19 protein-coding genes and 1 tRNA gene are annotated in these 17,738 nt (G+C 63.6%); 2 read left to right on the plus strand and 18 right to left on the minus strand.

Translation table 11 applies throughout. From position 1 onward, the window contains the following. Nucleotides 1-179: 179 nt before the first annotated feature. The 7 genes from AC07Y0_RS10930 to AC07Y0_RS10960 all read right to left on the minus strand — a co-directional run bounded on the left by AC07Y0_RS10930 (nucleotide 180) and on the right by AC07Y0_RS10960 (nucleotide 4,705). Nucleotides 180-256: transfer RNA gene (locus AC07Y0_RS10930), tRNA-Pro, on the minus strand. Between the two features lie 90 nt (nucleotides 257-346). After that, entirely contained in the window at nucleotides 347-889 is a 543-nt protein-coding gene (locus AC07Y0_RS10935) for a MerR family transcriptional regulator (protein ID WP_498677128.1), read from the minus strand. 120 nt (nucleotides 890-1,009) lie between these two features. Next, nucleotides 1,010-1,348 (minus strand): integration host factor subunit alpha, encoded by a 339-nt coding sequence (locus tag AC07Y0_RS10940; RefSeq protein ID WP_498677131.1) that lies wholly within the window; start codon nucleotides 1,346-1,348, stop codon nucleotides 1,010-1,012. A gap of 108 nt (nucleotides 1,349-1,456) precedes the next feature. After that, on the minus strand, nucleotides 1,457-2,428 hold the full coding sequence (locus AC07Y0_RS10945) for a beta-ketoacyl-ACP synthase III (RefSeq protein WP_498677134.1): 972 nt from the start codon (nucleotides 2,426-2,428) through the stop codon (nucleotides 1,457-1,459). Nucleotides 2,429-2,448: 20 nt separating this feature from the next. Then, nucleotides 2,449-3,495 carry a phosphate acyltransferase PlsX gene (gene plsX / locus AC07Y0_RS10950; protein ID WP_498677136.1) on the minus strand — a complete coding sequence of 349 codons (1,047 nt, stop codon included), beginning with the start codon at nucleotides 3,493-3,495 and terminating at the stop codon, nucleotides 2,449-2,451. A 99-nt stretch (nucleotides 3,496-3,594) separates the two neighbouring features. Further along, complete coding sequence (locus AC07Y0_RS10955) at nucleotides 3,595-4,158, minus strand: YceD family protein (RefSeq protein ID WP_498677138.1); 564 nt, start codon at nucleotides 4,156-4,158, stop codon at nucleotides 3,595-3,597. A 1-nt stretch (nucleotide 4,159) separates the two neighbouring features. After that, the gene (locus AC07Y0_RS10960; RefSeq protein ID WP_498677140.1) at nucleotides 4,160-4,705 is read right to left on the minus strand and encodes a ubiquinol-cytochrome C chaperone family protein; all 546 of its coding nucleotides are present in this window, start codon (nucleotides 4,703-4,705) and stop codon (nucleotides 4,160-4,162) included. Between the two features lie 266 nt (nucleotides 4,706-4,971). On the opposite strand from AC07Y0_RS10960, the gene AC07Y0_RS10965 reads away from it, so the two are divergent. Beyond that, nucleotides 4,972-5,469 carry an outer membrane protein assembly factor BamE gene (locus AC07Y0_RS10965; RefSeq protein ID WP_498677143.1) on the plus strand — a complete coding sequence of 166 codons (498 nt, stop codon included), beginning with the start codon at nucleotides 4,972-4,974 and terminating at the stop codon, nucleotides 5,467-5,469. An 88-nt stretch (nucleotides 5,470-5,557) separates the two neighbouring features. Here the strand turns inward: AC07Y0_RS10965 and AC07Y0_RS10970 are convergent, their stop codons facing one another. The 4 genes from AC07Y0_RS10970 to ribH all read right to left on the minus strand — a co-directional run bounded on the left by AC07Y0_RS10970 (nucleotide 5,558) and on the right by ribH (nucleotide 10,033). Next, nucleotides 5,558-7,696: a sodium-translocating pyrophosphatase gene (locus tag AC07Y0_RS10970; protein WP_498677146.1), complete on the minus strand. Its 2,139-nt coding sequence runs from the start codon at nucleotides 7,694-7,696 to the stop codon at nucleotides 5,558-5,560. Nucleotides 7,697-7,845: 149 nt separating this feature from the next. Continuing rightward, the gene (locus AC07Y0_RS10975; protein ID WP_498677148.1) at nucleotides 7,846-9,072 is read right to left on the minus strand and encodes an MFS transporter; all 1,227 of its coding nucleotides are present in this window, start codon (nucleotides 9,070-9,072) and stop codon (nucleotides 7,846-7,848) included. Nucleotides 9,073-9,088: 16 nt separating this feature from the next. Next, a complete protein-coding gene (gene nusB, locus AC07Y0_RS10980; RefSeq protein WP_498677151.1) occupies nucleotides 9,089-9,568 on the minus strand; it encodes a transcription antitermination factor NusB in 480 nt (159 codons plus the stop codon). Between the two features lie 6 nt (nucleotides 9,569-9,574). Next, nucleotides 9,575-10,033: a 6,7-dimethyl-8-ribityllumazine synthase gene (gene ribH / locus AC07Y0_RS10985; RefSeq protein ID WP_498677153.1), complete on the minus strand. Its 459-nt coding sequence runs from the start codon at nucleotides 10,031-10,033 to the stop codon at nucleotides 9,575-9,577. A 350-nt stretch (nucleotides 10,034-10,383) separates the two neighbouring features. Here ribH and AC07Y0_RS10990 point away from each other — a divergent pair, with 350 nt between their 5' ends. After that, nucleotides 10,384-11,289, plus strand: a complete 906-nt coding sequence (locus tag AC07Y0_RS10990; protein WP_498677155.1) for a hypothetical protein — start codon at nucleotides 10,384-10,386, stop codon at nucleotides 11,287-11,289. A gap of 60 nt (nucleotides 11,290-11,349) precedes the next feature. Here the strand turns inward: AC07Y0_RS10990 and ribD are convergent, their stop codons facing one another. From ribD to AC07Y0_RS11025, 7 genes are all read right to left on the minus strand, one after another. Next, a complete protein-coding gene (gene ribD / locus AC07Y0_RS10995; protein ID WP_498677157.1) occupies nucleotides 11,350-12,465 on the minus strand; it encodes a bifunctional diaminohydroxyphosphoribosylaminopyrimidine deaminase/5-amino-6-(5-phosphoribosylamino)uracil reductase RibD in 1,116 nt (371 codons plus the stop codon). Nucleotides 12,466-12,468: 3 nt separating this feature from the next. Then, nucleotides 12,469-12,945 carry a transcriptional regulator NrdR gene (nrdR, locus tag AC07Y0_RS11000; protein ID WP_154720022.1) on the minus strand — a complete coding sequence of 159 codons (477 nt, stop codon included), beginning with the start codon at nucleotides 12,943-12,945 and terminating at the stop codon, nucleotides 12,469-12,471. Between the two features lie 9 nt (nucleotides 12,946-12,954). Beyond that, complete coding sequence (glyA, locus tag AC07Y0_RS11005; RefSeq protein WP_028736039.1) at nucleotides 12,955-14,244, minus strand: serine hydroxymethyltransferase; 1,290 nt, start codon at nucleotides 14,242-14,244, stop codon at nucleotides 12,955-12,957. Between the two features lie 137 nt (nucleotides 14,245-14,381). Further along, the gene (locus AC07Y0_RS11010) at nucleotides 14,382-14,717 is read right to left on the minus strand and encodes a hypothetical protein (RefSeq protein WP_498677159.1); all 336 of its coding nucleotides are present in this window, start codon (nucleotides 14,715-14,717) and stop codon (nucleotides 14,382-14,384) included. Next, nucleotides 14,701-15,774, minus strand: a complete 1,074-nt coding sequence (locus tag AC07Y0_RS11015) for a hypothetical protein (protein WP_498677160.1) — start codon at nucleotides 15,772-15,774, stop codon at nucleotides 14,701-14,703. Before AC07Y0_RS11015 ends, AC07Y0_RS11010 begins: the two co-directional genes overlap by 17 nt. Before the next feature lie 3 nt (nucleotides 15,775-15,777). After that, nucleotides 15,778-16,182, minus strand: coding sequence for a DUF4383 domain-containing protein (locus AC07Y0_RS11020; RefSeq protein ID WP_498677162.1), 405 nt, complete (start codon nucleotides 16,180-16,182; stop codon nucleotides 15,778-15,780). A gap of 15 nt (nucleotides 16,183-16,197) precedes the next feature. Beyond that, nucleotides 16,198-17,691, minus strand: coding sequence for an FAD-binding protein (locus AC07Y0_RS11025; RefSeq protein ID WP_498677163.1), 1,494 nt, complete (start codon nucleotides 17,689-17,691; stop codon nucleotides 16,198-16,200). Nucleotides 17,692-17,738: the final 47 nt, after the last annotated feature.

Consider the following 17,738-nt stretch of genomic DNA (forward strand, 5'->3'; position numbering starts at 1 on the left):
GGCCTGATACAAGGAGCACGAAGGGAAGCGCCGAAATGCCATAACGGTCGGTGCACGGCCCCGGAAAAGCCGGTGCCTCAAACCGCTCGTTGCGCTTGGCTTCTCAGAGAGCAAGCCCAAAAACGCAGAAAGCCGCCAGAGGCGACATCCTGATTTCTGCTGGGATATCAAGAAATTATTGGTCGGGACGGCGTGATTCGAACACGCGACCCCTTGACCCCCAGTCAAGTGCGCTACCGGGCTGCGCTACGCCCCGACCTGCTTTTCGCAAAGCACGTTCTCCATAATGGCAAGGGCTTCGGCACGCAAGGGGTAAAAGCGACGAATTTGCCGAGGAGGCTGCCCCTCACCTCACCTGGTCGAGCAGGCGCTTGCATTCCAGCAGATCGAACAGGGCTTCCTGCAGCAGGGCCCGGTCTTCCTTGCCGACGGAACTTCCCTTGCCGACGGAAATTTCCGGCATGTCGTCGTCGCTGCCGCCGAAGCCGAAGAATCGTCCGCTGGCCTTGGCCTTGGGCCGGCCGACGATCTGGTCCTCCTCCGGGGGGCCGAGCTTGGGCTCGTCGCCCTTCGCCGCCCCGGCAGCCATGAGCGCTTCCATGGTGGCGACATCGCCGGTGGCGACCGCCATCACGAACTTGTTGCCGTTGGTCTTCAGGAGCTTCTGCACGCCCTTGATCGTATAACCCTGGTCGTAAAGCAGATGGCGGATGCCCTTCAGCAGTTCGACATCGTCCGGGCGATAGTAGCGACGGCCGCCGCCACGCTTCATCGGCTTGATCTGCGGAAAGCGTGTCTCCCAAAAGCGCAGAACGTGCTGGGGGAGATCGAGATCGTCGGCCACCTCGCTGATGGTGCGAAAAGCGTCCGGGCTCTTGTCCAATTGCATCTTACCGCTCCTGCACAGCCATTGCACGCAAACGCCGCGACTCGCAGCTATTTCGACGATTTACGCCGGAAGTCTCAAGCAACTCGACAGGCTGGCTGGACTGATCCACGACTTTCGCGGTCAGCTGGCCGGGTTCTGCGGCTTCTGCTTCGCCTTGCGCTGAAGATGCGAACGCAGAATGCGCTGCTTGAGAACATTGGACGCCTTGAAGGTCATCACCCGGCGCGGCGAAATCGGAACTTCCTCGCCCGTCTTCGGATTGCGGCCGATCCGCTCGTTCTTGCTGCGAACCTGGAAGGTCGCGAAGGAAGAAAGCTTGACCATTTCGCCGCGGACGATGGCGTTGCAGATCTCGTCGATCACGGTTTCGACCAGTTCGGCCGACTCTGTACGGGAGAGACCAACCTTGCGAAACACCGATTCCGCCAAGTCTGCTCGCGTCACTGTCTTACCGGCCATGGTTCTCGTCCGCTTAAATCAATGATCTTGTTGAAGTCGCCAGAGAGTATTGCCCTTGGGCGTGACGGTCAAGCGCTTGTTAAAAATCCTTTATTTCGCGTGGCGTCGCTACCAGCGCAGCAGAACGGCGCCCCAGGTAAAGCCGCCGCCCATCGCTTCGAGCATGACGAGATCGCCCTTCCTGATGCGTCCGTCGGCCGCAGCGACCGAAAGCGCGAGCGGAATCGATGCGGCAGAGGTGTTGCCGTGCAGGTCGACCGTGACGACGACCTTCTCCAGCGGAATGCCGAGCTTCTTGGCCGAAGCGTCGATGATTCGCCGGTTGGCCTGGTGCGGCACCAGCCAGTCGACGTCACCCGCCGCAGTCCCCGTCGCATCGAAGGCCGCCTCGATGACGTCCGTGATCATGCCGACCGCATGCTTGAAGACTTCGCGCCCTTCCATCCGCAGATGGCCGACCGTGCCGGTCGTCGACGGTCCGCCGTCGACGTAGAGCTTTTCCTTGTGGACGCCGTCCGAGCGCAGCTGCGAGGTGAGAATGCCGCGGTCGGCATTGCTGCCCTCTCCCTCGCCCGCTTCCAGGATCAGGGCGCCGGCGCCGTCGCCGAACAGAACGCAGGTGGTGCGATCCGTCCAGTCGAGAATGCGCGAGAAGGTTTCAGCACCGATGACCAGGACCCGCTTCGCCATGCCGCCGCGGATATGCAGGTCGGCGGTCGACACGGCATAGACGAAGCCGGAACAGACGGCCTGCAGGTCGAAGGCGAAACCGTGGTGCATGCCGAGACGGTTCTGGATGTTGACCGCCGTCGCCGGGAAGGTGTTGTCCGGCGTGGAGGTCGCACAGATGATCAGGTCGATGTCGGCGATCGTCAGGCCGGCATTTTCGAGCGCCTTCTGGGCGGCCTCGGCGCCAAGCGAGGCGGTGGTCTCGTCCTCGCCGGCGACGTAGCGCTGGCGAATGCCCGTGCGCTGCACGATCCATTCGTCGGAGGTATCGACCATCTCCTCCAATTCGCGATTGGTCACCACCCGCTTCGGGAGCGCCGCCCCGAAACCGCGAACAACAGAACGGATCATTGTCTTCCTTACCCCGTCGATCATGCAGCTTCCGGACCCGCGGAAGACGGGTGCCGGGCATGATACTTTTTCAGATCGTTTTCGATTTTCTGCGTCAGGCCGTTGCGCGCCATGTCATAGCCGACATCGATGGCGGCGGCGAAGCCTTCGGCGTCGGTGCCGCCGTGGCTCTTGATGACGATGCCGTTCAGCCCGAGGAAGACGCCGCCATTGACCTTGCGGGGATCCATCTTCTCGCGCAGCTTGTCGAAGGCGCCCTTGGCGAACAGATAGCCGATCTTGGCGAGCAGCGTGCGCGACATGGCGGCGCGCAGGTATTCGGCAATCTGGCGAGCCGTGCCTTCGGCGGTCTTCAGCGCGATATTGCCGGTGAAGCCTTCGGTCACGACGACGTCGACCGTGCCCTTGCCGAGATCGTCGCCCTCGACGAAGCCGTAGTAGTCGATGGTGTCGAGGCCGGCCTCGCGTAGCATGCGCCCGGCTTCCTTGACTTCTTCCTGGCCCTTGATCTCCTCGACGCCGACATTGAGCAGGCCGACGAGCGGACGCTCGACCTCGAACAGGGCGCGCGCCATGGCCCCGCCCATCAGGGCGAAGTCGAGCAACTGCTGGGCGTCGGCGCCGATCGTCGCTCCGACGTCGAGCACGATGCTTTCGCCCGACAATGTCGGCCAGATGGCGGCAATGGCCGGCCGTTCGATCGTCGCCATGGTGCGCAGGCAGAACTTGGCCATCGCCATCAGCGCGCCGGTATTGCCGGCAGAGACGACGACGTCGGCCTGGCCGGCCTTCACCGCCTCGATCGAGCGCCACATGCTCGAGACATAGCGGCCGCGGCGCAACGCCTGGCTCGGCTTCTCGTCCATGCTGACGGCGATGTCGCAATGATGGAATACAGACTTTTCCTTGAGCTTCGGATACTGGGCAATGAGCGGGAGGCAACGCTCCTGCTGGCCGAACAGGACGAACTGCATGTCGGGATGCCGCTCCAGTGCCTTGGCAGCGCCGGGAATGACGACTTCAGGGCCGAAGTCGCCCCCCATGACGTCAAGAGAAATTCTGATCACTTATGCCCGATCCTTCTTATTCGCTGCCCGGCGAAATTTCGGCCAAAATACCGGTTTCGCCGTACCGCACAACCCAATTCACCGATGTTGTGACTGCGATCAGTCCTTTTTCCAGTCCTTCAGCACGGCGAAAGGCGACGGGCGTCGATCGTCAGCTTCGTTGCTCTCGATATGCCCGGCAAATTGCGCGCCCGACTTCTTCGGATAGGGATCGATGCCGAGGGCGGCGAATTCCGCAACCAGGGCACCCGCGTCGATCGTGTCGCCGACAAAGGTCTCGGGAAGGTCCGGCCCATCCGGATCAAGGACCAATTCGCCGGCCTCGTCGGTGACGATGCGGGCAAGCTTGGACCCCTCGGGAACGAAGATCTGATCGATTTCCTGCCTGATCTCCGAAACCACTGGTTCCAGCGTCACGACGCAGGCCTGCACGATTTCGCCTTCGACCTGACCCCGAATACGGATGCCGTCCTTCTTCCAGCGATTGATCTGCAGATCGGCGCTGAGCCGGTTGACCGCTTCCACCTGCCACACGTCGGCCAGCGCCGTGCATTCGCGCGCATCCGCCTCGACATGAACCCGGACCGGATTGGCCGAGACGTGGCCGACCTTCACCAGATAGGAGAAAGCCGGTGCGTCGGCGTCCTTCTTGTGCGAACTCATCTCAGAGCAATCCTCCAGGGGTATCGAGCCGGACGATACCGGTCTCGACGACCTCCTCATCGAGGGCGCGAAGCTTGCGCTCGGCGTCCATCATCCATTCGGCGAGACCGGCCATGTTCGGCGCCTCGTCGCCCGTTTCCGGATATATATTGCGCCGAAGGGCCGACGCCAACAGCGAGCCGTCATCTTTGTCGAGCGCCGCGGCATAGGACTCGAGCCGGCCGAAGAACATACCTGCGAGCTTCTTCATCCGCTTCGGCACGCCCGGGTCGCCGACGCCGAGTTCGCGAATGGAATGGTCGACATCCTCGAAAAAGGCGTCGATGATCTCCTGGGCGATCTCCTGTCCGCCACGGGCCGACTGCCTGGTGCGTCGAAAATAAAGAATCAGCACCAGCGACAGCATTTCGAAGCGACCCATGACCGTGTCGGGCACGCCGAGTTCCGCATAGAATACCGGCGTGCGCGCCGTCGCGGTCAATGCCGCATACTGCCGCTCAACGATGATCCGGTTATGCTTTTTCTGTCGGAAGTACCCGAATAGCATTCATTTCACCAAAAAGAACCAAGGAACGGGCTCGCCCGCCCCGGGTCGTGTTGCATGATTGCGAAAGCTGGTTTACCGAAGCAGACGTGAATTGCAATGCCGTTTCTGCCCTCCGGCCCGATCCTCGTGGCCGCCACCGGGTCACCGGCCGCTTCGTCCGAACAAGGGCCAAGCAGTACAGGTTTTGTCCCCGGAAAGGCCACAATGGTATGCGCATCAGGTTTGCGGCCCACCCTGTCGGGCGGCCGCCTAGAGTCATTGGAGACGTGTGGTTGGAAATGCGGTACCTCGGATCGGACAGAAAAGTTCTCGGCTGCACTGCCCTCGCCCTCGCCCTTTCGGTCGCCAGCCTGTCGGGCTGCACGACTTCCGAAGTCTTTCACAACGGCTATGTCGTCGATCAGGACGCGCTGGAACTCGTGCCGGTCGGCTCGAGCCGCGAGCAGGTCATACTGTCGCTCGGCACGCCTTCGACGACCGCCACCTTCGACGGCGAAGTCTTCTACTATATTTCGCAGAAACGCACGCGTGCCGTCGCCTTCATGAAGCAGAAGCTGGTCGAACAGCAGATCCTGGCGATCTATTTCGACAAGGAAGGCGTCGTTGCGCAGCGCGCCAACTACACGCTGAAGGACGGCAAGGTCTTCGACATGATCTCGCGCACCACCCCCACGGGCGGCAAGGACCTCACCTTCCTGCAACAGATCCTGTCGGGTGGCGGAGGCGCAGCCAACAGCGTCAAAAACATGCTCGGCGGCATGTAAGCGCCAGCCGAAAGACACAAATACAAAGAAAACCGCGGAAGCTTGCTCCCGCGGTTTTTTTGTTTGTCCAGCGATGGTTCGCCCAGTATCAGCCCGCCAGAACGGCGAGCAGCAGCAGGGCGACGATGTTGGTGATCTTGATCGCCGGGTTGACGGCCGGACCGGCCGTGTCCTTGTAGGGATCGCCGACGGTGTCGCCGGTGACAGACGCCTTGTGCGCGTCCGAGCCCTTCAAGTGCTTGACGCCGTCCTTGTCGACGAAGCCGTCCTCGAAGCTCTTCTTGGCATTGTCCCAGGCGCCGCCGCCCGAGGTCATAGAGATCGCCACGAACAGACCGTTGACGATGACGCCGAGCAGCGAGGCGCCGAGTGCGGCAAAAGCCGAGGCCTTGGAGCCGGAAATCAGCAGCACGCCGAAATAGACGACCAACGGAGCGAGGACCGGCAGCAGCGAGGGAATGATCATTTCCCGGATCGCAGCCTTGGTCAGCATGTCGACAGCCCGGCCGTAGTCAGGCTTGACCGTTCCCAGCATGATGCCGGGGTTCTCGCGGAACTGGCGGCGCACTTCCTCGACGATCGAACCGGCTGCCCGGCCGACCGCTGTCATGGCGATGCCGCCGAACAGGTAGGGGATGAGACCGCCGAAGATCAGGCCGGCCACGACATAGGGGTTGGACAGGCTGAAGGAAATGTCGCCCATGTTGGCGAAGTACGGATACTTGTCGCTGTTGGCGGCAAAGAACTGCAGGTCGTTCGAATAGGCGGCGAACAGAACCAGCGCGCCAAGACCGGCCGAACCGATTGCGTAGCCCTTGGTGACCGCCTTGGTCGTATTGCCGACCGCGTCGAGCGCGTCGGTCGACTTGCGCACTTCCGACGGCAGGCCGGCCATTTCGGCAATGCCGCCGGCATTGTCGGTAACGGGGCCGAAGGCGTCGAGCGCCACGATCATGCCGGCGAGGCCGAGCATGGTGGTCACGGCGATCGCGGTGCCGAACAGGCCGGCAAGCTGGTAGGTCGAGATGATGCCGCCGACGATGACGATCGCCGGAAGCGCCGTCGATTCCAGCGAAACGGCTAGACCCTGGATGACGTTGGTGCCGTGGCCGGTGACCGAGGCCTGGGCGATCGAGTTGACCGGCCGCTTGTTGGTCCCGGTATAGTATTCGGTGATGACGACGATCAGCGCGGTGACCACGAGGCCGAGAATGCCGCAGAAGAACAGGTTCCAGCCGGTGATGTCCATTCCGGCGACAGTGCCGATCGAGCCCCAGCCGATGGTCAGCGAGGTCGCCGCACCCAGGCCGAGGATCGACAGCGCGCCGGTGACGATGAGGCCCTTGTAGAGGGCGCCCATGATCGAGCCGTTGGTGCCGAGCTTGACGAAGAAGGTGCCGATGATCGAGGTGATGATGCAGGCGCCGCAGATGGCAAGCGGATAGATCATCGCGATGTCGAGGACGGCCGAACCGGCAAAGAAGATGGCGGCCAGAACCATGGTGGCGACGACCGAGACCGCATAGGTCTCGAACAGGTCGGCGGCCATGCCGGCGCAGTCGCCGACATTGTCGCCGACGTTGTCGGCGATGGTCGCGGGGTTGCGCGGATCGTCTTCCGGAATTCCGGCCTCGACCTTGCCGACGAGGTCGCCGCCGACATCCGCACCCTTGGTGAAGATGCCGCCGCCGAGACGGGCGAAGATCGAGATCAGCGAGGCGCCGAAACCGAGTGCGACGAGCGAGTCGATGACTTCACGCGAGCCGCTCTCGTGGCCGAGCACCACGGTCAGGACATAGAAGTAGATGGAGACGCCGAGCAGCGCCAGACCGGCGACCAGCATGCCGGTGATCGCACCGGACTTGAAGGCGATGTCGAGGCCGGCGGCCAGGCTCTGGGATGCCGCCTGGGCGGTGCGCACATTGGCGCGTACCGAGACGTGCATGCCGATGAAGCCGGCAGCGCCGGACAGAACGGCACCGATGAGGAAGCCGATCGCTGCCGTCGCCGACAGCAGCAACCAGGCACCCACGAAGACGACGACGCCCACGATTGCAATGGTGAGGTATTGGCGGGCGAGATAGGCTTGCGCCCCTTCACGAATATAACCGGCAATTTCCTGCATGCGGGCATTGCCCTGATCGGCCGCCAGCACCGAGCGTGTCGCCCAGATTGCATAGGCCACCGACAGCAAACCGCAAAATATGACGCCTAAAAGCACTGTCATTCGCAATACCTCCCGTATTGCCCGCGCCTCACTCCCCGCGGGCGGTGACGTCAGGCTCGGCCCCTCCTCCGGAAGCTGCCCGACTTGCGGCGAGATTGCGTTGCGGATTCCCTAACGTCAAGCCCCGGCGGTGTCGCAGCCGGACGGGTTCAGGCGCGGTCCTTGCGGGCCGCTGCGCGCATCTGCAGCACGACCAGGATCAGGCAGATGAAGGTCACGGGCCAGATCACGAGGTTCATCACCGACCAGCCGAAGGCCGAGAAGACCTTGCCCGACGAGAAGGAGGAAAGGGCCACCGTGCCGAACAGGATGATGTCGTGGAAGCCCTGGACCTTGTCGGCCTCATGCGGCCGATAGCTCGAGGCGACGATGGCGGTTGCGCCGATGAAACCGAAGTTCCAGCCGATGCCGAGCAGCACCAGGGCCAGCCAGAAGTTCCACAATTCGACCCCCATATGGGCGACGATGGCGCAGCTCATCAGAATCAGCAGACCGGCGGCGACGACCTTTTCCGTGCCGAAACGGGTGATCAGCATGCCGGTGAAGAAGCTCGGCGCGAACATGGCGATCACGTGCCACTGGATGCCGAGCGTTGCGAGGTCGGAGGAGAAGCCGCAGCCGACGACCATGGCGAGCGGGGCACCCGTCATCATGAACGTCATGAGAGCGTAGGAGCTGATGCCGCAAATCATCCCGGTGACGAATCGCTGCGTCATGACGATCTCGCGCAGCGGGCGGGCGGGTTCGCTGCCGGCGGTCTTCGACGAGGTGTCGGGCAGTTTGAGGAAGGACAGGACGACGATGGCGAGCAGCATCAGCGGGACGAGACCCATGAAGGCGCCGGCAAAGGTCACCGGCTCCATCCAGTCCTTGAGCCAGATCGCCAGCTGCGGGCCGACGATGGCCGAGACGATGCCGCCGGCGAGGATCCAGGAGATGGCCTTGCCCTTGTAGAAGCTCGGCGAGGCATCGGCGGCGGCAAAGCGGATCTTCTGGGTGAAGCCGCCGGACAGGCCGATCAGCATCAGGCCGAAGGCAAAGAGCCAGAATTCGGAACGGAATAGTGCGAGGGCCGCCACGGAACCGCCGATGGCTCCCATCAGCGCCCCGACCATGAAGCTCTCGCGCCGGCCGAGGAAACGCGACGCGGCGGCAACGACGATCGCGCCGAGCGCCACGCCGACATTGAAGCCGGTCAAGGGCGCTGTCGCGAGCGACTTGTCGGCACCCAGGAGCTGGAAGCCGGCGAGACCGCCGACAGAAAAGCTCAACGGCGCCGCCGATCCGAGGATCGACTGGGCCACGGTGAGGATCGACACGTTGCGCTTGGCCGCACGAAGCTGGCCGTCCAACCCTTGCGACTCGTGAGCGGCCATGTCCTGATCCTTGAGATTATTTCTTGGCGGGGCCGCGGACCTGCTTGGCGATCCGGTCGAGCACGGCGTTGACGAGCTTGGGTTCCTCGTCCTCGAAGAAGGCGCGGGCGATCTCGACATATTCGGTGACGATGACCGGGACCGGCACGTCCTTGCGCTCGAGCAGTTCGAAGACGCCTGCACGCAGGATGGCGCGGACCGTGCTGTCGATGCGCGACAGCGCCCAGTCGTCCTGCAAGGCCTTGGCGATCATCGGATCGATCACCGTCTGGTCGCGCACGACGCCGGCGACGATCGAGCGGAACCAGGAGGCATCCGCCTTCAGATAGGTCTCGCCATCGACTTCCTGGCCGAGGCGATGAGTCTCGTATTCACTGACCACTTCCAGCACGCCGGTGCCGCCGATATCCATCTGATACAGCGCCTGCACGGCTGCGAGGCGCGCCGCGCCCCGCTGGTTGGCAGTCTTGACCGGCTGGTTTTCTTCCGTCGACATATTCGTTCAGTTACCCAGTTTCTTTTTCAGCGCGATCATCGTCAGCGCCGCGCGGGCGGCAAAGCCGCCCTTGTCCATTTCCGAGCGGCGGGCGCGTGCCCAGGCCTGCTCTTCGTTCTCGACCGTCAGAATGCCGTTGCCGATGGGCAGCGATTCGGAAACCGACAGGTCCATCAGCGCGCGCGAGGATTCGTTGGCGACGATGTCGAAATGATAGGTCTCGCCGCGGATGACCATGCCGAGGGCGACGAAGCCGTCATACTGCATGCCTTCCTCGTCGGCGGCATCGAGCGCCATGGAGATCGCCGGCGGGATTTCGAGCGCGCCCGGAACGGTTGCGATGTCATAGGTGGCGCCGGCTTCGTCGAGAGCCGCCTTGGCTCCGTCCAGAAGGGCGTCTGACATGTCGTCGTAGAACCGTGCTTCGACGATCAGGAGATGCGGTGCAGATTTCTTCTTAGCCATGATCTCGACCCCGGTTTTCAAGAGAATTCGGCGCAATGCAGGATGAAGCGCGGTCAAACCACGGCGCACCGGGCTTGGCAAGTGTTTTTCACCGGCGCGGCCGAAAGCGGACCCAAGGAGCAGGGAAATGGGGGAGCGGACCGGCAGCTCCTGGGCGGGGGAACAAAAGGCGCGACGCGGTGTTCTTACGAAGACCGCCGCGTCCCTTTGGCGCGGCCGGGAGGTACAACAAAAATCATCGGCAAGGCCGACAGGAGGTAGATCATGGGTCGCGGTATTTTGCTTTGGCTTCTGGGGGTTCCGCTCCCGTTCATCATTCTCATCATGCTTTTCTGGCGGTAGGAGGCTGCATGTCCATTCCGGTCTCCCCTTCCCCGGCATTGATGCCGGTTGAATCCGCGGTTTCGGCCGTCTCGCTTAGATCCATCATCGCCGGCGCCCTCGCTGCCTCCGCCATCACCCTCATCCTGACGCTGATCGGTTCCGGCCTCGGCCTGACCATGGTGTCGCCGTGGAGCGGAGAGAGCGCGTCGCTGGAGGCAATCGGCTGGACAACGGCGGTCTGGCTGGTTCTGGTCCAGTGGCTGTCTGCCGCATTCGGCGGCTACATGACCGGCCGGCTGCGCACCAAGTGGGTCGGCGTTCGCACCGACGAAGTCTTCTTCCGCGACACCGCCCATGGCTTCCTGTCCTGGGCACTCTCGACGATCCTGGTCGCCGGACTGCTGAGCTCGGTCATCGCTTCGGCTGCTGGCACGGTTGCCGGTGCAACGGCGACGGCTGTCGGCGCCGCCGGGACTGCCGGTGTCACCGCAGCGGCTAACGCCAGCGACGATGGTGCCGGCTTCTCGGTCGATTACTTCGCCGACGCCATCCTGCGCCCAGCCGATCCGGCAACGCCGCCGGCCGTGCAGACCGACGAACGCGTTACCGCGGAAGTCTCGCGTATCCTCATCAACGGTACCCTGCGCGGCGAAATGCCGGCAGACGACCGTGCCTATCTCGATCGGGTGGTTGCCTCGCGCACCGGCCTTTCGGAAGCGGATGCCACGGCTCGTGTCGACCAGACGCTTGCCAATATCGAGGCTGCGAAGACCGAAGTCAGGGAAGCAGCCGATACGGCCAAGAAGGCGGCGACCGCCATTGCCCTGGCCGGCGCGTTTTCGTTGATGATCGGCGCGTTCATTGCAGCAGTTGCTGCCGCCATCGGTGGCCGCCAGCGCGACGATGAAGAAGACCTGATCGCCGTCGCCTGATCCCCATCACGCGACGATCAAGAACAAGGCCCGGCTGTCAGACAGTCGGGCCTTTCTGCGTCAGGCGGTTTGCGCCCGTTCGAAGACGTCCAGCCGGTCCGGCCCCAGTTGCAGGCTGCGCAGAGGCTTGAAGCGCGGAGGGATTGTATTAATGGTCAAGGGCGAGGCGATGCAGTCGGCTCCGATCTCCGGCGAGCCCCGATAGAGCCGGATTTCGTCCACCAGATCGGCCGCGAGGAAATCGGCCGCGACGCGCGCGCCCCCTTCGACCAGCAGAGACGAGATGCCCCGACTGCCGAGGGCAAAGAGCAGGCCCGCAAGGTCGGCGGCGGCCAGAACCTCCACGCCCATTTCCTCGAGTGCGGCCTCTCGCGCCGCCAGCATATCGGCGGCCTTCCCGCCTTCAACGCTTTTGTCCGCGACGCCGCGGACAACGATCAGCGGGACCTCCCGCGCAGTGGAAACCAGTCTGGAAGAGAGGGGCAGGTCGAGATTGCGGTCCAGCACGATGCGGATCGGCGAACGGTTTTCGAGACCTTGCAGACGCACGGTCAGCAATGGGTCGTCCGCGAGGGCGGTGCCGATGCCGACGAGGATGGCATCGGTTTCGGCGCGCAGCAGTTGGACCCTTTCGCGGGCGGCCGGGCCGGTGATTGCCACCTGTCCGCCGCCCTTGCGGCCGATCATGCCGTCGCGGGAAACTGCAAGTTTCAGAATCACATAGGGACGCCCCTTCGTCTGGCGCATGAGATAGCCGGCCAGCGCACGCCGCCCCCCCTCTTCGAGAACGCCGGTCGTCACCGCGATCCCGGCTTCCGCCAGCATCTTCAGGCCGCGGCCCGAGACCCGTTGGTCCGGATCGGTCACTGAGACGACAACGCGGGCGACGCCTGCGGCGATCAGGGCATCGGCGCAGGGCGGGGTCTTGCCGTGATGGGAACAGGGTTCGAGCGTGACATAGGCCGTCGCCCCCTTGGCCCTGTCGCCGGCATCGGCCAAAGCCTGCGGCTCTGCATGCGGGCGGCCGCCTTCGGCGGTCACGCCGCGGCCGACGATTGTGCCGTCCTTGACGATCAGGCAGCCGACGGACGGGTTGGTGGAGGTGCGTCCGAGATGGCGCAGCGACAAGCGGATGGCCTCCGCCATAAAGCGCTCGTCATCGGGCGCCCCGGTCAAGGATCACTCCACGCCGCTGTCGCGGGAGATCTTGGCGTTGATCTCGGCGATCACGTTTTCGAAGTCCTCGGCGTGGGAGAAGTCGCGATAGACGGAGGCGTAGCGGACGAAGCCGACGTCGTCGAGGCTCTTCAGCGCTTCGAGAACCTGCAGGCCGATTTCCTCCGAGGAGATTTCCGTCTCGCCCGAACTCTCCAGCCGGCGAACGATGCCGGATACGGCGCGCTCTATGCGCTCGTTGTCGACAGGACGTTTCCGCAGCGCGATCTGGAAGGACCGCACCAGCTTGTTGCGGTCGAAGAGGACCTTGCGACCCGTCTTCTTGACCACCATCAGCTCGCGCAGCTGGACCCGTTCGAACGTCGTGAAGCGGCCACCGCAGTCGGGACAGATACGCCGCCGGCGGATGGAGGTATTATCCTCCGCCGGACGGGAATCCTTGACCTGGGTATCTTCCGAACCGCAGAACGGGCAGCGCATGCGCTTTCCTTACATGTAGGGGTACATCGGGAAGCGGCCGGTGAGAGCCACAACCTTTTCCCGTACCGATGCTTCCACGACGGCATTGCCCTCGTCGGAATTGGCAACCTTCAGGCCGTCGAGAACCTCGACGATCAGATTGCCGATCTCACGGAACTCGGCTTCCTTGAAGCCGCGGGTCGTGCCGGCCGGCGTGCCGAGGCGGACGCCGGAGGTGACGAAGGGCTTTTCCGGATCGAAGGGGATGCCGTTCTTGTTGCAGGTGACGTAGGCCCGGCCGAGGGCTGCCTCGGCGCGCTTGCCGGTGGCGTTCTTCTTGCGCAGGTCGACCAGCATCAGATGGTTGTCGGTGCCGCCCGACACGATGTCGAGGCCGCCGGCGACCAGCGTCTCGGACAGCGCCTTGGCGTTCTTGACGATCTGGGCTGCGTAGTCCTGGAACTCGGGCTGCAGCGCCTCGCCGAAGGCCACGGCCTTTGCGGCGATGACGTGCATCAGCGGACCGCCCTGGAGGCCGGGGAAGACGGCCGAGTTGAACTTCTTCGCCAGATCCTCGTCATTGGTGAGGATCATGCCGCCGCGCGGGCCACGCAGCGACTTGTGGGTCGTGGTGGTGGCGACGTGGCAGTGCGGGAACGGCGACGGATGCTGGTTGCCGGCGACGAGACCGGCGATATGCGCCATGTCGACCATCAGCCAGGCGCCGACTTCGTCGGCGATCTCGCGGAAACGCTTCCAGTCCCAGATGCGGGAATAGGCGGTGCCGCCGGCGATGATGAGCTTCGGCTTGTGCTTGCGAGCGCTTTCGGCCACCGCGTCCATGTCGAGCAGGTTGTCGCCTTCGCGAACGCCGTAGGACACGACGTTGAACCACTTGCCGGACATGTTGACCGGCGAGCCGTGGGTCAGATGCCCCCCGGAGTTCAGGTCGAGGCCCATGAAGGTGTCACCGGGCTGAAGCAGTGCCAGGAACACGGCCTGGTTCATCTGCGAGCCGGAATTGGGCTGCACGTTGGCGAAGTTGACGCCGAAGAGCTTCTTGGCGCGCTCGATCGCCAGTTCTTCGGCGATGTCGACGAACTGGCAGCCGCCGTAATAGCGCTTGCCCGGATAGCCTTCGGCATACTTGTTCGTCATGATCGAACCCTGCGCCTCGAGAACGGCGCGGGAGACGATGTTTTCCGAGGCGATCAGCTCGATTTCGTGACGTTGGCGACCCAGTTCCTTCTCGATCGCGCCGAAGATCTCCGGATCGGTGTCGGCAAGCGTACGGGAAAAGAAGGCATCGGTGTTCGACATGACTGCAGGCTCCTGACGGGTTGATGCAAAGGGGTCTTAGCGTTCCGCTTCGGCAAGGGCAATACGGGACGCGACATTTGCGCATCAAAGAGCGATGGGCGGCCGAAAGGCCGCAGATTGCAGCTTTGGCCGACGGCTCAGCTACCCAGGTCAAGGCAACCGTTGCGCAGCGCCGGCAGAACGAGCCAGGCGCCAGAGGCATAAAGACTGCGCACGAAATGCGGTGCCTCGCCGGTCACGATCACGCGGCGCGGACCGCCGCCAAGCATGCCGGCGCCTTCTGGCAGACCCGAGGCCGCCGTCGGACCGATGACGATGACCGCCGGCACCAGCGGCCCGGCCAGCGCGGTGACGACAGCCATGGCGACAATCCAGCCGGCCAAAAGGGCGACCAACACGGCGAGACTGCGGACAAGCCGGAGGCCGAAGGCACGACCGCTCGAGCCCGCGCCGGCCTCAATAGTCATAGACATGTTCGAGCGTCACCTGCCCGGCCTTCACTTCGGCAAACAGCGCCGCCAGATCGGCAACCGTCACCTTCAACAGCAGGCGGTCACCGGCAAAACCATCGCGATGGATGCGTGAAATCACCTCGGCCTTGTCGAAGACGGGCTCGGCGTCAGCGCTGTCGGTTACTACCGATACCATGATTTCGTCATTGCCGGCGATTTCACTGACCATGCCGCCGCGGTCGGCGATCTGCCGCAGGATGTCGGTAAAGGCCCGGTAGCGCGGCGTCTCGATGGCCAGATAGGCCGGCGTCTCCTGGAGGATTGCCACACCGGGGATGGCAGTGAGCTCGGAGGCCGGCAGCCCCCTGACGATCGAGCGGATCGAAAGCTTCGCCTCGCCGGTTGCCATCACGGCCTGCTCGATCGCGCTGGCATAGGCGACCTTCGCCTTCCATTCACCGCCCAGCGCCAGCCGGCGCTCCCAGCCGCGCACGCTGTCGACCGGCTCGGCCCAGAGACCGTCGATGGCGCTCTGGAAATCATATTTGTACCAGGGTGTCTGATGCAGGAAGCGGCCGTAGTCCTCGGCCATGCGCGCAGCATAGAGATCCTGCGGCGTCTTGTCCGGGCCGCGGACCAGCGCGAAGAGATGGCCGAGCGTTTCCTCATAGGCCGCCTTCATCGCCATTTCGAGCGTGAAGCTGACGCCGATCACATGGATCGTGCTACGGGTTGCCCCGTCGGCCCCGCCATGGCGGCCGGCTTGCTGATTGAGCGCGCAGAACGAAGACCAGAAACTGGTGACGCTGCGCAGATAGCCGAAGGCATGCTCGTCATCGGTCGCAAGTACATGGGCAAGCCCTTCATAGGCATAGACGATATGCCATTCGGGATAGGTCAGGTAAGTGTTGGCCTCGGCGCGCTGAAACTCCGGCTCGGTAATCAGCGGCCGGAAACTTTGCTCCTCGGGATTGGCCTTGCAGAAGGTCTCGACATAACCGACCGGCAACAGGAGAAGCACGATGCCGAGGGCCGCCAGGCCGACCAGCCATTTCAAGGCGCGCAACAGAAAATCCATGCCTCAGGCCTCCCGGCGACACAGATAGGCCGACAACACGGCCCCGCCGCCCAGCGCGATATGCGGCAGGTTGGCGAGTATCTTGAAGCCGAATGGCAAATCCTGGATGCCGTAGTTGAGGATTCCGAGATCGAGATACCCTGATCCGGTCGCCAGCCCCAGCAACCCGTCGCCGAGATAGAGAATGCCGAAATAAAGCAGGAAGCTGCGAGCGGCACGGCTGGAGAGATAGGCGGCAATGCCCGCCCAGAGGGCCGAGACCAGATGCAGCAGATCATCGAAGATATCGAGCGCGAAAATGCCGAAGGCGCGGCCCTCGGCATCCGTCAGGCCGGGTATGTAATTGAGGCTGGCCGCCGCCAGCAGGGCCACCATATAGAACAGAGCAATCCAGCGCAGCTTGGTCATCGTCTTCTCCCGGCCTTACAGGGCCGCAATATAGTTGTCCCAGAGCCCGTTGCGAAACAGCAGATCGGGATCGAGCCGGCGTTTTGCCGCGGCAAATTCCGCCGCCCGGCCGTAGCCACGCACGAACTGATCCGGTCGCGCATGCGGCCGATAGGGCAGATAATAGGTTCCGCCGATCACCAGCACCCGTTCGATCAGCGCCGCGGTCATGCGCGCCATGTCGCCTTCGCCGCGCACCGTCATTTCCTGCGAAAACAGCATGACGGCCGCGATCCGCGGCTCGGTCGCATAGGCCAGCACACTGTCACGATCGGTATCGACGAAACGCAGGGTGACGTTCAGCAGTTCCTGGTAGGACGACGGGATGATGTCCCGGCAGGCGGCCACGAAATCGGCGAACCGATCCGGCGAGACGAAATATTCGTGCAGGATATCGGTGCGCGTCGGATCGCCGTCGTCCAGCGTCACCGCCGGCTCGTTCATCAGGCTGTTGCGGGTGGCAAGGCCCGAGGCCATGCTCGGGCCGATGGTGGTTTCCATCGCCCAGCGCAGGGTTTTGACGCGGTCAGATTGAAGCTGCGCCCGAAAGATCTTTGCCGCGACATGGCTGACGATGCCCGAACCGCTGGCGGCGGGCAGTTGTGACTGGTCCTTAGCCGGACGATAGGTGATCAGCAGCGCCTCGTCGAAGAAGGAGCCGATCGTCACGTCGAGGCGGCCATAGGCCATCTCGATGGTCGGATCGGATTTCAGCACCTCGACGAACCGTTTTCCGAACTGGTCCCCCGGCAAACGCTCGAAGGTCGGCTCCAGATTGCGGTTCGGCACGATCTCCATTTCAAGCTCTACGATGGCGCCGACCAGACCGTAGCCGCCCATGGCGAGGTTGAACAGTTCGGTATTCTCAGAGCGCGAGCAGGTCGCCAGGTCACCGGAGGCCAGCATCAGCAGGATTGAACGCACCGTGCCGCCAAAGGCGCTCCACGGCACCGGCCAGCCATGGGCATTGACCGAAAAGGTGCTGGCCACGCCGAAATCATTGTTTGACTGCATGACCTTTGGCGAGAAACCGATGGCGTCGAGCCTTGCGATCACCTCGCTCCAGCGCATGCCGGCCGAAACCCGGCAGATCTTGTTTTGCGTGTCGGCTTCCAACCAGCCCTTGTCGAGCGTGACGACGGAGCCGTTCGCTATGAGGCTCTGGCCGCCCATGGAGTGGCGGGCGGCGCTGACGACAACCGGCCGGCCGGCGCTGCGCGCCTGCGCAAGTTCGGCCTGCAGGCTGGTGACCAGTGCCTCACGGCGATCGGTCGCAAGGGTCAGGTGCGCTGCGACCCGCGTCGGGCTCAGCAGGCTGGCATCGTTAAGAATGTCCCCTTCGCCGGGCATCGGTTCGGCTGGAAAGACGGAGCCCTCCGGTCGGTCTTGCCGCACGACAGCGCGGGTCAGCAGACCACCGGCCAATGCTCCTGCACCGATCAGGACCGTCCTGCGCGCAATTGGTCCCACCGGCATGTCCCCCGCTTGATCAGATCGTCCCGCGGCCCGTCCTGTCG

The sequence above is a fragment of the Allorhizobium sp. GW101-3B10 genome, assembly GCF_059424725.1.